At 61.8% G+C, this 13,756-nt stretch carries 9 protein-coding genes, 5 pseudogenes and 1 riboswitch; of the genes and pseudogenes, 10 read left to right on the top strand and 4 right to left on the bottom strand.

The window, feature by feature from the left end:
* Window positions 1–261 precede the first annotated feature (261 nt).
* From speD to JCM25146_RS20980, 6 genes and pseudogenes are all read left to right on the top strand, one after another.
* On the top strand, window positions 262–729 hold the full coding sequence (gene speD, locus JCM25146_RS14515; RefSeq protein ID WP_025828912.1) for an adenosylmethionine decarboxylase: 468 nt from the start codon (window positions 262–264) through the stop codon (window positions 727–729).
* 105 nt (window positions 730–834) lie between these two features.
* Window positions 835–1,706: pseudogene (gene speE, locus JCM25146_RS19870) on the top strand (polyamine aminopropyltransferase).
* A gap of 51 nt (window positions 1,707–1,757) precedes the next feature.
* Window positions 1,758–1,848, top strand: a riboswitch (glycine riboswitch).
* 166 nt (window positions 1,849–2,014) lie between these two features.
* Window positions 2,015–3,151, top strand: a complete 1,137-nt coding sequence (gcvT, locus tag JCM25146_RS14505) for a glycine cleavage system aminomethyltransferase GcvT (protein WP_025828910.1) — start codon at window positions 2,015–2,017, stop codon at window positions 3,149–3,151.
* Between the two features lie 72 nt (window positions 3,152–3,223).
* Window positions 3,224–3,589: a glycine cleavage system protein GcvH gene (gcvH, locus tag JCM25146_RS14500; protein ID WP_025828908.1), complete on the top strand. Its 366-nt coding sequence runs from the start codon at window positions 3,224–3,226 to the stop codon at window positions 3,587–3,589.
* 158 nt (window positions 3,590–3,747) lie between these two features.
* Window positions 3,748–6,631, top strand: a pseudogene (gene gcvP / locus JCM25146_RS19865) (aminomethyl-transferring glycine dehydrogenase).
* 150 nt (window positions 6,632–6,781) lie between these two features.
* Complete coding sequence (locus JCM25146_RS20980; protein ID WP_159102010.1) at window positions 6,782–7,486, top strand: TetR/AcrR family transcriptional regulator; 705 nt, start codon at window positions 6,782–6,784, stop codon at window positions 7,484–7,486.
* A gap of 150 nt (window positions 7,487–7,636) precedes the next feature.
* Here JCM25146_RS20980 and JCM25146_RS14470 read toward each other — a convergent pair whose 3' ends face one another.
* The 4 genes and pseudogenes from JCM25146_RS14470 to JCM25146_RS19850 all read right to left on the bottom strand — a co-directional run bounded on the left by JCM25146_RS14470 (window position 7,637) and on the right by JCM25146_RS19850 (window position 10,819).
* Window positions 7,637–8,293, bottom strand: a complete 657-nt coding sequence (locus tag JCM25146_RS14470; RefSeq protein ID WP_025828898.1) for a CHAP domain-containing protein — start codon at window positions 8,291–8,293, stop codon at window positions 7,637–7,639.
* A gap of 313 nt (window positions 8,294–8,606) precedes the next feature.
* Window positions 8,607–8,965 (bottom strand): annotated as a pseudogene (locus tag JCM25146_RS19855) (RidA family protein).
* Between the two features lie 85 nt (window positions 8,966–9,050).
* Window positions 9,051–9,698 carry a nucleotidyltransferase family protein gene (locus JCM25146_RS14460; RefSeq protein WP_025828896.1) on the bottom strand — a complete coding sequence of 216 codons (648 nt, stop codon included), beginning with the start codon at window positions 9,696–9,698 and terminating at the stop codon, window positions 9,051–9,053.
* Between the two features lie 13 nt (window positions 9,699–9,711).
* A pseudogene (locus JCM25146_RS19850) lies at window positions 9,712–10,819 on the bottom strand (XdhC family protein).
* A gap of 123 nt (window positions 10,820–10,942) precedes the next feature.
* Between JCM25146_RS19850 and JCM25146_RS14445 the strand changes: the two are divergent.
* From JCM25146_RS14445 to JCM25146_RS14430, 4 genes and pseudogenes are all read left to right on the top strand, one after another.
* Window positions 10,943–11,356: a baeRF12 domain-containing protein gene (locus tag JCM25146_RS14445; RefSeq protein ID WP_025828894.1), complete on the top strand. Its 414-nt coding sequence runs from the start codon at window positions 10,943–10,945 to the stop codon at window positions 11,354–11,356.
* A gap of 103 nt (window positions 11,357–11,459) precedes the next feature.
* Window positions 11,460–12,135 (top strand): annotated as a pseudogene (locus JCM25146_RS19845) (MBL fold metallo-hydrolase).
* 49 nt (window positions 12,136–12,184) lie between these two features.
* Window positions 12,185–12,706, top strand: coding sequence for a DUF192 domain-containing protein (locus tag JCM25146_RS19840; protein WP_242401174.1), 522 nt, complete (start codon window positions 12,185–12,187; stop codon window positions 12,704–12,706).
* An 84-nt stretch (window positions 12,707–12,790) separates the two neighbouring features.
* On the top strand, window positions 12,791–13,756 hold a 966-nt coding region (locus JCM25146_RS14430), incomplete at its 3' end, for an NAD-dependent epimerase/dehydratase family protein (RefSeq protein ID WP_025828890.1).

The following is a 13,756-nucleotide window of genomic DNA, read 5'->3' as shown; positions in this document are numbered from 1 at the left end:
CGCGGAGCCTGCAGGCATGGTGGGTGCGCGCGCCTTGGTGCAGAGCGGCAGGCGCTGTTTACGGCCCTTGTCAGGCAGGCGCAAAAACCCCCCGTGGTGTCCCTTGGGGTGGTGCGGGTCCCCCCGACATTTGACAAATCTGTTAAAGACACAAAATAGTTCTTGCACCCAAGGGGCAAAAAGCCCTAGTTAGCGCGCTCTTGGCCCAAGGGGGCGATTAGTTTCGCCCAACAGGCTGTCTACTGGTTTGGGGGTACGTCAATGAACGCACTTGCTCAACTGGGGATGGTCTCGGAACTCCCGAGCAATAACCAGGCAATTTCTGTTCCGGTCTCATTCGAAGATGAAGGCCGTAAAGATTATTTCGTCGAAAAAGACGGCGAAAAATTTGCAGGGACACACCTGCTGGTTGATATGTGGGGGGCCACCAATCTGGACAACCCCGCAAAGATCGACAGCACGCTGTGCGAAGCTGCTCTGGCGGCAGGGGCTACAATCCTGCACAGCCATTTTCACCATTTTACACCCAACGGTGGTGTGTCTGGTGTTGTTGTGCTGGCGGAAAGCCATATTTCCATCCACACATGGCCGGAGCGCAACTTTGCGGCTGTGGACATTTTCATGTGTGGCGCATGCGACCCGCATCTGGCCATCCCGGTCATGCAGCGCCTGTTTCAGGCCGAAAAGCTGGACGTAAGCGAAGAACGGCGTGGTCGCGTGCAGGGCTGAGCCCCTGCACACACCGCGTAACATTCCTCTCTATCGGTAATGAACACCCGCCTGCTCCTGTATGGGGCAGGGCGGGTGTGCCGTTATATGGCAAGGATGGCCGAGATGGCAGAAAACTGGATCGAAGAAACCCTGTACGACAACTGGGGCCAGCGCTTCCGTGTTGTTCAGGAACTGGCGCGCGTAAAAAGCCCGTTTCAGGATATTGTAGTATTTGAAAGCGAATCTCACGGTCGTGTCCTGCTGCTTGATGGCGTGGTGCAGATTACCGAACGTGATGAATTCGTTTATCAGGAAATGCTGACCCACGTGCCGCTGTTTACGCACAAGGCCCCGCGCAATGTGCTGATCATTGGCGCAGGCGACGGTGGCGTGCTGCGCCGCGTGCTGGAACACCCCGGCGTGGAAAAAGCCGTGATGGTGGAAATTGACGGTGCGGTCATTGAACTTTCCAAGCAGCACCTGCCCTCCATTGCGGGTGACGCATGGACCAACCCGCGCGCGGAAGTGATTGTGGGCGATGGGATTGATTACGTTGCCAAAGCGGCTGATGGCTCTTTTGACGTCATTATCGTAGACAGCACGGACCCCATTGGCGTGGGCGAAGTCCTGTTTACCGACAGTTTTTACGAACATTGCGCCCGCGTGCTCAGCGCGGAAGGGCTGATTGTCAACCAGTGCGGCGTGCCCTTCATGCAGGCTGATGAATTGTTTGAAACCAGCGAGCGCCGCGCCAGATACTTCCCCCATGTGTCTGCCTATGTCGCGGCTGTGCCGACCTATGTTGGCGGGTTCATGACCCTTGGCATTGCTCCAAGGGGGCCAACCCCGCCGGGCAGGATACCGCCGTGGTACGCGCCCGCGCGGAACACGCCGGTATTTTGGGAAAAACCCAGTATTGGACGCCCGAAATCCACACAGGCTCCTTTAACCTGCCGCCCTACATTGCCCGGCACCTGCCCGGCCACAAGGCGTAACGACCCCCCGCGACCGTGATTGACTCGCAAGAGAAATGATGTCACGGTCGCTCCCGCGCAGAGGGAGAGACCAGCCGTAAAAAGCTGGCGCCGAAGGAGCAACCGCCCCGGAAACTCTCAGGCAAAAGGACCCTGCGCTCTAAAACTTCTGGAGAGAGGTGCGTTCGCACCCGCCGACGGGATAGCGATCTCAGGCAAAAGCACAGAAGGGGCAGCGGACGGTCCGGTCCGAAGCTCCGTGTTTTTGTCCTGTGTTCCCCCACACGGTCAGCACGCGGAGTTTGGGCCTTTTTTGTAAGGCGGCGTGCATGGGCACCGATTCTTCTCTCCTTTACACTCCTCTTCACTCCCTGCATCTGGACTTTGGCGGCAAAATGGTCCCGTTCGCGGGCTATTCCATGCCCTTGCAGTATGCAGATGGCATTATGGCTGAGCACCGCCACGTGCGCACGCATGCGGGGCTGTTTGACGTGTCCCATATGGGGCAGGTGCGCCTGCGCGCCCGCTCGGGCCGCGTGGAGGACGCAGCCCTTGCGCTGGAACGGCTGGTGCCAGCCGATATTGTGGCCCTCAAGCCCAACCGGCAGCGCTATACACAGTTCACCAACCCCGCAGGCGGTATTCTGGATGACCTGATGGTCATTGCACAGGAGGACTGCCTGCTTCTGGTGGTCAACGCCGCGTGCAAACAGGCCGATATTGCCCATATGCAGGCCAGACTGGACGACTGCGTGGTCGAGCCCCTGCCCGAGCGCGCGCTGCTGGCCCTGCAAGGCCCGCAGGCGGAGGAGGTTCTGGCAGGCTTTGACCCCAAAGCAGCCCCCATGCGCTTTATGGATGTGTGTACGCTCAACATTGGGGGCGTGGACTGCCTTGTCTCCCGCTCGGGGTATACGGGGGAAGACGGGTACGAAATTTCGGTCAGCGCTGCGCAGGCCGAGCATGTGGCCCGCCTGCTGCTGGGGAATCCTCATGTCAAACTGATCGGCCTTGGTGCGCGTGACAGCCTGCGGCTGGAGGCCGGGCTGTGCCTGTACGGGGCGGATATTGATGAGACCACAACCCCCGTGGAAGCAGGGCTTGAATGGTCCATCCAAAAATCCCGCCGGGCGGGTGGCGTACGCGCTGGTGGTTTTGATGGTGCGGACATTATTCTGGACCAGCTTGCCAATGGCGTAACCCGCCGCCGCGTGGGCCTGCTGCCTACCGGCCGCGCCCCCGTGCGCCACGGTGCCCCCCTGTTTGCCGATGCCGCACTGCAATCCCCCGTGGGTGTGGTGACATCTGGCGCCTTCGGCCCCACGCTGGAGGCCCCGGTGGCTATGGGCTATGTGGCAACGCCCCACGCCGCCACAGGGGTTGAGCTTACGGCTGAACTGCGCGGGCGCGGTGTGCCTGCCCGCGTTGCGTCCCTGCCGCTGGTGCCAGCACGGTTCAAGCGTTGAGCCTTTTTTGTTTTTCCGGTTCCAATATTTTTCACGCAGGCTCTTTGCGGGGCCTTACGGAGTATCAAAGCGATGACCCTGTATTTTACAAACGAACATGAATGGCTGCGCGTGGATGGTGACACGGCAGTGGTCGGCATTACCCAGCACGCGGCTGATGAACTGGGCGAACTGGTGTTTGTGGAAACACGGCCCGCTGGCACGCAGGTCAAGGCGGGCGAGGCCGTGGCTGTCGTGGAATCGGTCAAGGCCGCATCCGATATTTATGCCCCCGTGGATGGTGAGATTGTGGAAGGCAACGCAGCACTTGCCGACAACCCCGCCGTTGTCAGCACCGACCCGCAGGGTGAGGGCTGGATTGTCAAATTCCGCCTGAGCAACCCCGCACAGCTTGACGGGCTGATGGACGCCGCCGCCTACGCTGCGTTCGTGGGCTAACACCCACAAGCCTGCCCGCGCTGCCCCGTCCCCTTTCGGTCTGCTAGGGGGTATGCCCCCAAGCGCCCGGCTTTGTCCGTGGTGCGGGGGCTTGGGGGCGGCGGGGGTGTTTTCGTGTTGTTTTGCGTTCACCCGCCTGTATCAGGATCGTTTTTCGCATGTTCTCTCAAGTAGAAAACCTGCCCGCTTTTGCAGGGCTCAGTGCTGATGGTGCAGCATTTGCCGCCCGGCATATTGGCCCCACACCAGCCGAGCAGGCCGCCATGCTGCACACGGTGGGGGCAGATAGTCTGGATACGCTCACAGCCCAGACCCTGCCCGCCGCCATTCGGGTAGAGCAGCCGCTGGGCTTGGGGGGACGGCTGGACCGAAACACAGGTGCTTGAGCACCTGCGCACGCTGGCCGGGCGCAACCGCGTGCTCACCAGTCTGATCGGGCAGGGGTATTATGGCACCGTGCTGCCAGCGGTGATCGGGCGCAATATTCTGGAAAATCCGGCGTGGTACACGGCCTATACGCCTTACCAGCCCGAAATCAGCCAGGGGCGGCTTGAAGCGCTGCTCAACTTCCAGACCATGATCACCGAGCTGACCGGGCTGGACATTGCCAATGCCTCCCTGCTGGACGAGGCCACGGCGGCGGCAGAGGGCATGGCGCTGGCCAAGCGGGTTGCGCAATCGGCCTCCAACACGTTTTTTGTGGATGCGGACACCCACCCCCAGACCATTGCGGTGCTCAAAACCCGTGCGGAGCCCATGGGTCTTGCTATCCAGATCGGTAACTCCGCCACGGACCTGAATGCGGCAGATGTGTTTGGGGCCCTGTTCCAGTACCCCGGCTCCTCGGGGCAGGTGCGTGACCCGCGCGCGCAGGTGGACGCCCTGCATGCCGCAGGGGCCATTGCCGTTATGGCAGCCGACCCGCTGGCCCTGACCCTGCTGGCAGCACCGGGAGAGATGGGGGCGGATATTGCTATTGGCTCCACCCAGCGCTTTGGCGTGCCCATGGGCTTTGGTGGCCCGCACGCGGCCTATATGGCAGTGCGTGATGCGTACAAGCGCAGCATGCCCGGCAGGCTTGTGGGTGTTTCCATCGATAGCGAGGGTCGCCCCGCCTACCGTCTGGCGCTGCAAACGCGCGAGCAGCACATCCGGCGCGAAAAAGCGACCTCCAACATCTGCACAGCGCAGGTGCTGCTTGCTGTTATTGCGGGGATGTACGCAGTGTACCATGGGCCGGAAGGGCTCAAGGCCATTGCGCGGCGTGTGCACGGGCTGGCCTGCACACTGGCGCAGGGCCTGCGGAGCTTGGCGTAAATGTGCAGACCACGGCGTTTTTTGACACCATTACGGTGGATGCAGGCTCTGCTGCCCCTGAGCTTATAGCCCGTGCGTGCGCTATGGGCATGAACCTGCGTAACGCAGGCAATGGCTGCATTGGCATCAGTCTGGACGAGACCAGCACGGCCAAGACCGTGCTGGATGTGTGGTCCGTCTTCTGCCCCGACCGTGACCGCATGGGACATATGGCGCTGGCACTGGGGCAGGCGGCGTCCACCTTGCCAGATGCACTGGTCCGGCGCTCGGCCTTTATGCAGCAGGCGGTTTTTGGCGCATGCCGCTCCGAGACGGATATGCTGCGCTACCTGCGCCGCCTGTCTGATAAGGACCTCGCCCTTGACCGGACCATGATCCCGCTTGGCTCATGCACCATGAAGCTGAACGCAACGGTGGAAATGCTGCCCATCACATGGCCCGGCTTTTGTGACCTGCACCCCTTTGCCCCCGCCGACCAGACGCAGGGCTACCAGCAATTGCTGGCTGACCTTGAGGGCTGGCTGTGCGCGATCAGCGGGTATGATGCGGTGTCCTTCCAGCCCAATTCGGGCGCGCAGGGTGAATACGCGGGCCTGCTGGCCATTCGCGCCTACCACCGTGCGCGCGGGCAGGGTGAGCGTAATGTGTGCCTTATTCCCGCCTCTGCCCACGGCACCAACCCGGCGTCCGCCCAGATGGCGGGCATGCGCGTTGTGGTGGTCAAGTGCGACGGGGACGGCAACATTGACCTTGCGGACATGCAGGCCAAGGTGGCAGCCCATGCGGCGGACCTGTCTGCGGTCATGATTACCTACCTCCACCCACGGTGTGTTCGAGGAGAACATGCGCGCCATCTGTGACCTTGTGCACGAAGCGGGCGGGCAGGTGTATGTGGATGGTGCGAACATGAACGCGCAGGTCGGCCTTGCCCGTCCGGCGGATTATGGGGGGGATGTCAGCCACTTCAACCTGCACAAGACCTTCTGCATCCCCCATGGTGGGGGTGGTCCGGGCATGGGGCCCATTGGCGTGCGTGCCCATCTGGCCCCCTTCCTGCCCGGTCATCCGGCGGACCCGGCGGTGGATGTGGCGGTCAGTGCCGCGCAGTTTGGCTCGGCGTCCATTCTGCCCATTTCGTGGGCTTATATCCGCCTGATGGGGGATGCAGGGCTCAAGCGCGCCACGCAGGTGGCAATCCTGAACGCCAATTACATTGTCAGCCGCCTGTCCGATGCGTATCCGGTGCTCTACCGTGGAGCCAAGGGGCGGGTTGCGCATGAGTGCATTCTGGACCTGCGCCCGATCAAGGACAGCACGGGTGTCAGCGTGGATGACATGGCCAAAAGGCTGGTGGACTATGGCTTCCATGCCCCTACGGTCAGCTTTCCCGTGGCAGGGACATTCATGATCGAACCCACTGAATCCGAAGGCAAGGCCGAACTGGACCGCTTTTGCGATGCCATGCTCGCCATCCGTGAGGAAGTGCGCGCGGTAGAGCGGGGCGAGGTCACGGCCGAGCAGTCCGTGCTGCGCCATGCCCCGCACACCGGGGCCGCGGTTACGGCGCAGGCGTGGGAGCACCCGTACAGCCGCCAGCAGGCGTGCTTCCCCCCCGGTGTAAACCCGGCCACCAAATACTGGCCCAATGTGGCCCGGATCGACAACGTGTACGGGGACCGCAACCTTGTATGCTCCTGCCCCGATATTGCGGAGTGGATGGAATAACCCACGCACTTTGGGTGGGTGTGACGGTTTGCAACAGGGCGGCGGGGGCATAACCCCGCCGCCCTTTGTGTTTGTTTGCACCAATCCGGCACTGTGCCGCCCCGGCGTGTGCGGCGCAGTGTGCGCTGGTCAATGGTGTGGATGGTGTGTGTGGGTCAGTTCCCTGCCGTGTTCGGGTTCCCTGTTGCGGGTGGAGCGGGTAGGATACGGCAGATGCCTGTGTGGGCAAACAGCAATGGGTCGGGCGGGTTTATGGCGGATGGGGTAACACATACCGGCGGTCGTCCATCGCACGAGGCTGCGGAGGAGCTGGACCGCACAATTATTGCCATCGCTACGGCACAGTTTATGCGCGCGGGTTATGCGGCAACGTCCGTGGAGCATATTGCCAAGGTTATTGGCTGCTCCAAGGCGACCATCTACCGGCGTTACCCGTCCAAAAAAGAGCTGTTCCGGGCTGTGGTGCATGAGCGCTGCCGGGATATGGTGGATATTTTACAGGCCAAGCCGGAGGGGCAGGCCAACCCGATGGACGCCATAAAGGATATGCTCCGCCGTTTTCTGGACTTTTTGCTGGTGCCGGAAACGGTGGAGACCTACCGTATCCTTATTATGGACTGCCAGCAGTTTGCCAGCATTACCGCTGATCTGGACCGGGCCATAGAACCTTTGCACGCGCGGATGAACAGCCTGCTTGGCCAAGCACTTGGCTGGGCGGATACGCCTGCAAACCGGGCCGAAATTGCGGTGCTGGAAATGAGCCTGCGCGGGCTGTTTACGGGTTGGCCGTTGCACCAGATGCTCAGCGGACACAAACCCTTTGCAACCAAAGCGGCTGAGCGGCGTTTTTTTTGAAGCGAGTTGGAATGTGCTGGAAAGTGCGGTGCACATGCGCAAGGTCTCTGGCCCGCCTGCATAGTGCGGGGCTGGGGCACAAAAAAACCCGCTCAGGCAATGTGAGCGGGGTGTGTCAGAGCGTTGCTGCGAACCAGCCGGAAGGGGCGGTTATTTGCTGCCTGTTACAGGCTGCGCCGTTGCCGGGGCCTGTGCAAGCTGGGTTGCAGGCATTTTGTTGGCCCATGCGGTCATTACTTCCTGCTTCAGGCTGGCCGGGGCAGCTTTGCTGGCGCTAGCGGAGCGGGGGTAGATAAAGCCGTAGGTGGGGTAAATGGAGCCGTAGTTGCTGCTGTTGCTGCCAAGAGCCACGCGCACGGCCGACCAGTCATTGTTGGGGGAGACGTCAATGACCGACACATTGTGGCTGATGCCAGCCTGTGCCCAGTGGGACTGGTCAATAACAATGGTGCGGCTGTCCACTACGTTGCGCACAACGGCAACATGGCCCATGGGCATGCGGCGTGTGGCGCGGAAGTTGAGAACACTGCCCGATTTGGGTTCAAGCCCACGCTCGTAAACACCGGCAGCATTGTGCCACCAGTCACGCGCATTGCCACGCAGCACCACGTCGGAGGCGGACTTGGCATAGGCAACGCACTGGATCACATGGCCGGAGCTGCGGTGGTGGCGGGCGGATGTGTTGTGCACGCCACGGTGAGATGAATGTCTGGTCGTGGCGTGAGCGCCACAGGCAAGAAAAGAAGCAGAAACGAAAGACACGACGGCCAGCGTAAGTTTAAGCTTTTTAGACCGTCCATCCCGCATTGTGTCTGCCTTTCCCTGGCTTGCTTTAGTTTAGGTCAGCGTCATGTTCTGCAATCAGGTATAAACATCCATGCAGATCAGGCAAGCGCTGTTTGCGCAGCAAAAACGCGAAAGTGACTGTTTGCCAAAAAGACCCCGGTTGAAAATAAAAAATAGGAATATATTCCTATCATCTGTCACGGGATTGCCTTAATTCGGCCTGTAGAGCGGATTGTGGCACGCAGGCATGTAAAGCCGGGCTGATTCTGATTCGGCAGGCCTGTGGTAAAAAAACCACGCCCCACCCAGCGCCAGCCCGGCAGGTAGACAAGGCTTATTTGGTGGTCACAAGCATGATCTCAACCAGCATGCGCGGGTCAGCCAGAATACCCTGCACACAGCGCGGGCGGGGGCCTGACCCTCTGGCAGCCATGCGCTCCACAGGGTGTTCAGCTTGTCGCGGTCGTTAATGTCCTTCAGCCAGATCTGGGCCTGAAGCAGACGGGTGTTGTCCGTGCCGTGCTGTTCCAGCAGGGCGTCAAGCTGGGCCAGTACGTCGCGGGTCTGGCCTTCCACGTCCTGTTCAAGGTCACGGGCGACAACGCCCTGTGTGAACACAAAGCCATGATATTCCACTGCTGCGGACAGAATCGGGTTGGGGTTGGTACGCAGGATTTGCTCATGAACAAACACTTCCTTGGGGATTGTCAGAAAGAAAGGCGCATGCACGCACGCCGTGCATGCGGTCCAACAGTTTTCGGAGCGATCGGGCCTGCGGTCAACCGGGGGGTGGCAGCATGCGGGCAAACTGGGCCAGCCTGTCGGGGGTATCAAAGTCCTCCAGCAGTGCGGCGGGGGCGGGTAGCAGGCGCACGGCCGGGCCGAGTGTGCGCAGGAGTGCCCGCCCGCCCTGATCGCCCGTAACCTCCAGCAATGCCTCAAACAGGGTGGGGGACCATACAACCGGGTTGCCGGGTCTGCCGTTCCGTTGTGCTGCCACAACAGGAGCCTGTGTGGTGTGCTGCTCATACAGCAGGGCGTCCAGCAGGTGGGTGGGGACAAGCGGCATATCTCCCAGACACACCAGCAGGCTGGTCGCGCGCATGGAGCGGGCCAGACGCACCCCGGCATGCAGGGAGGCAGACAGGCCCATAGCCGCGTCCTCAACACTCTGGCTGCTCAGGCGCGCGCCGTAGTCTGGCATGGCATGGACAAGGGCCGCCAGATCGGGCCGGTCGGGCGGGAGCAGAACCCGGACATGGGCAGCAGCACTGTGCAGGGTGTGGCGTAGTGTATGCACCAGCATGGGGCAGCCGCTGGCGTCTGGCGCAAGCAACTTGTGCTGCGCCCCTGTGCGGGAGGACTTGCCCGCCGCCAGCACAATAGCCAGCGTCCCGGCCAGTGTGTCTGCCTGCGGGGGGGGCATTAGCGCTGCACCATCAGGGGTATGCCCAGCCGCGTGCGTGTGCCAGCGGGGCCTGCCTGCGCACGGCAATAATGTCGGCCAGAATGGACAGGGCAATTTCCTCCGCCCCTATGGCCCCTATGGCCAGCCCTATGGGGCCACGGATGCGTGCCAGTTCGGCCTCGGTAAAGCCCAGCGAGCGCAGGCGCTCCATGCGGCTGGCCTGCGTTGCGCGTGAGCCGAGTGCGCCAATATAAAAAGCAGGGCTGCGCAGGGCCTCCTCCAGCGTGGGGTCATCCAGCTTGGCGTCATGCGTCAGTGTGGCAATGGCGGTCATGTGGTCTATGCCCACGGCCTGCATGGCCTCGTCCGGCCAGTCGGCCAGCAGGGTCTGGCCCGGTACAAGGCCGGGGAAACGCTGGACTGTGGCCAGTGCCGTGCGCGGGTCAATGACAATCGGGGCCAGACCGACCATGCTGGCCATGCGCGCAAGGGACTGGGCAATATGCACGGCACCCACAATCAGCAGCCGTGGGGCTGGCACCAGTGGCTGCACAAACCAGAGCTGCCCTGCCGTGTCCGTTTCCTCCCCGCTGCGGCCGTGCTGCATGCGGGCGTGGGCGGCGTTGCAGATTTCGGGCGGGCAGGTGCCATATTGCACAGTGCTGCCCTGCTCTGTCTGCACAACAAGGGCGTGCTGTGCGCCTGCGGGCAGGCGTACAAGGGCTGCGGCCTGCCTGTGGGCCATGCACGCGCAGGCCTGTTCCAGCAGGGCAAGGGGCAGGGTTCCGGTGGGGCAGGCGGGGGTATTTATGGCCTCGACCTGCACGTCCAGCCGCCCGCCGCAGGCAAGCCCGACCTCCCACGCACGTGCGCTGCTTACGCCATATTCCAGCGTTTGTGCGGGGCTTCCCGCCATAATGTCCTGCGCGTGGGTCATCACATCGGTTTCCACGCACCCACCGCTGACCGAGCCTTCCACCGCACCGCTGGCACTTATGGCCATGCAGCTTCCCGCAGGGCGGGGGGAGCTGCCCCATGTGCCGGTTACAGTGGCAAGGGCCACCGGCTCGCCGCCCGCGCCCATGCCAGTGCGTGGTCCAGTGGGGTCAGGAGTTGGGGAGGGGGGCTGGAACTGTCATGATCGTTCCCTATATCACTGTGCACACAGACTGCCCATTGGCAGCAGAACAGGCCAGAGGCCGCGTGGCTGCACAGCAACAATGGTGACAGGCTGTACGATTTTGAAACAAGGACATATTTCCATGACTGAAGAAAGAGACGGCCTGGTTGTTTACGTTGTAGCTGATGGCGGCAAGGTGCGCTTTTTGCACGACGCACAGGGCGAAATGCGCGATGTGAGCGATGTTAAGGCCGAAGGGCATGAAGACACCCCCGGCAAACTCCCGCCCGAAACCGCCCCCCGCACCGCCGCCAAGGAAGGGTTTGCCCGTAATGTGGCTGACCGCATTAACGCCATGGTCGCACACGGCGATAAGGTTGCCGGGTTTGTTATTGCAGCGCCCGCGCCGGTCATGCACGATATCCGCGCACATCTGAGCAAGCCTGCCGAGGCCAAGGTTATCAAGACCCTTATCAAGGACCTGACCAACATTCCCGCCCATGAGCTGCATGGGCATTTTGATATTCCGGCGACCGGCTGGGTTCTGCCGGGCTAAGGCTCTGCGCGCAGGTATTTTATCAAAAGCTGCCAGGTGGCTCCATCTGGCAGCTTTTTTTGGCATACTGTGCCCGCTACAGCGCAGAAGAGAGAGGTCGCATATGCAGGTTTCCTACCCCGGCATGCAGTTACGCATCGTTCCGGTTACACCTTTCCGGCAGAACTGCTCCATCCTGTGGCATGAGCAGACGGGGCGCTGCATCATGGTGGATGTGGGCGGGGATGCGATATGCTGCTGGACTTTATGGACCGCAAATCCCTGACGCTGGAGGCCATTGTGCTCACCCACGGCCACCTTGACCACGCAGGCGGCGTAACCGCGCTGTGCCGTGGGCTGGAGGCACAGGGCAAGCCTCGCCCTGCCGTCATCGGGCCGGATGAGCGCGATGCATTCCTGCTGTCCTCCATTACCGATCAGGCCCGGCACTTTGGCCTTTCGGGGCTGGAGAACGCTCCGTGGACCGCTTTGCGCGGGATGGAGAGGTGCTGGAGTATCTGGGCTGCCAGTTGCGGGTGGTGCATGTGCCCGGCCACACACCCGGCCATGTTGTGCTGGTGGACGAGCGCGCCCGCTTTGCCTTTGTGGGTGATGTGCTGTTCCGTGGTTCTGTTGGCCGCACAGATTTTGCTTATGGCAATGGCGCACAGCTTATAGAGGGTATACGCCAAAAGCTGCTGCCGCTTGGCGATGATATTGTGATAGTCCCCGGTCATGGTGGCCTTTCCACACTAGGTGCGGAGCGGACGGGCAACCCGTTTTTGCAGGATGAGACCTGAGAGCAGGAGAAAACAGGACGTGAAGAACAAACAACTGTTCGCGCTGCTTATGGCCGCGCTGGTGGGGAGCGCTGGCGTTGCATGGGTGCCCGCCGTGGCGGAAGATACGGGCGAGCCAACGCAGGCGCAGCCAACCCTGCCCAAGGAGCAGCTGAGCATTACCTCGGCCTCCGGGCGACATGTCTTTGGGGTGGAGGTGGCCAAAACGCCGCGCCAGCAGCAGGTGGGCGAGATGTTCCGCACGCAGGTGCTGGCCGATGGCGGCATGCTGTTCCCATGGGGGACGCCACAGCAGAGCGATATGTGGATGGAGAACACCCTTGTTCCGCTGGACATCGTGTTCATCGGTCCTGACCAGCGCGTGCTGTCCATTGTGGAAAACGCGGTGCCGCAAAGTCTGGCTCATATCAGCAGCCACGGCCCTGCGCTGGCTACGCTGGAACTGGCAGGCGGCGTAACCGCCAAGCTGGGTATTATGGTGGGTGATAAGGTAGAGGCCCCCTCGCTTGCTCTGGCAACGCCTGCTGCCCCTGTGGTGCAGGCAGCCCAGCCCACCACAAAAACGCCCTGACGTAGCCCCCATGCTCCGCTAGAAGCAGCCGGAACGGCACTGGGCTGGCGGAGCTTGGGTGCGCTTGGCTCACGAGGCAGAATTTTGGCATTTTTGGTAACAGGTGCGGCCGGGTTTATTGGTTTTCACGTCACGCGCGCGCTGCTGGAGCGGGGCGAGCGGGTGATCGGGGTGGATAGCCTGACGCCATGCCCGGACCCGAACCTGAAAAAAAGCCGCCTGCTGCTGCTGGAGCAATATCCCGGCTTTACCCTGCATGGGCTGGACATCAGCCAGCCAGACGCCTTTGCCGCACTGGCGGGTAGGGCTGCACAGATCCGTGGTATTTTCCACTTTGCGGCACAGGCCGGGGTACGCCATTCGCTCGAAAATCCCTACGTGTTCGCAGACGCCAATGTGCGCGGCCATGTGAGCGTGCTGGAGTTTGCCCGCAGGCTGCCCCGGCTGGAGCATCTGGTCTATGCCTCCTCCTCCTCCGTTTATGGCCGCAACACCAAACTCCCGTTTGCCGAGAGTGACCCGGTGGACCAGCCCGGCTCCTTCTATGCCGTGAGCAAGCGTAGCGCGGAGCTTGCGTCCTCCACCTACAGTTACCTGTATGGCATTCCCCAGACCGGGCTGCGGTTCTTTACCGTGTATGGCCCGTGGGGGCGGCCAGACATGGCCTATTACAGCTTTGCCCGTGCCATCCGGGAGGGGCGGCCTGTGCCGCTGTATGCCGGGCGTAGTCTCTCGCGCGATTTTACATATATTGCCGATGCGGTTTCCGCTGTGCTGGCGGTGTTCGACAAACCCCCACAAAACGGTACAGCCCGCGTGCTCAATGTGGGCAGCCAGCGCCCCCAGAGCGTGCGCAGGCTGATTGAGGTGCTGGAGGAGATGTTGGAGAAAAAAGCCCATATCATGGAACTGCCGCGCCCTGCGGCTGATGTGGAAAAGACATGGGCGGACATAAGCGCAATCCGGGCGCTGACTGGCTGGCAACCACAAACCGCGCTGATTGACGGCATTGCGGCCTTTACCCGCTGGTATTGTTTTTACGAGGCAGAC

This window comes from Acetobacter okinawensis JCM 25146 (genome assembly GCF_000613865.1).
Taxonomy (GTDB): domain Bacteria; phylum Pseudomonadota; class Alphaproteobacteria; order Acetobacterales; family Acetobacteraceae; genus Acetobacter; species Acetobacter okinawensis.
This window is presented reverse-complemented; position numbering and strand designations above follow the sequence as displayed.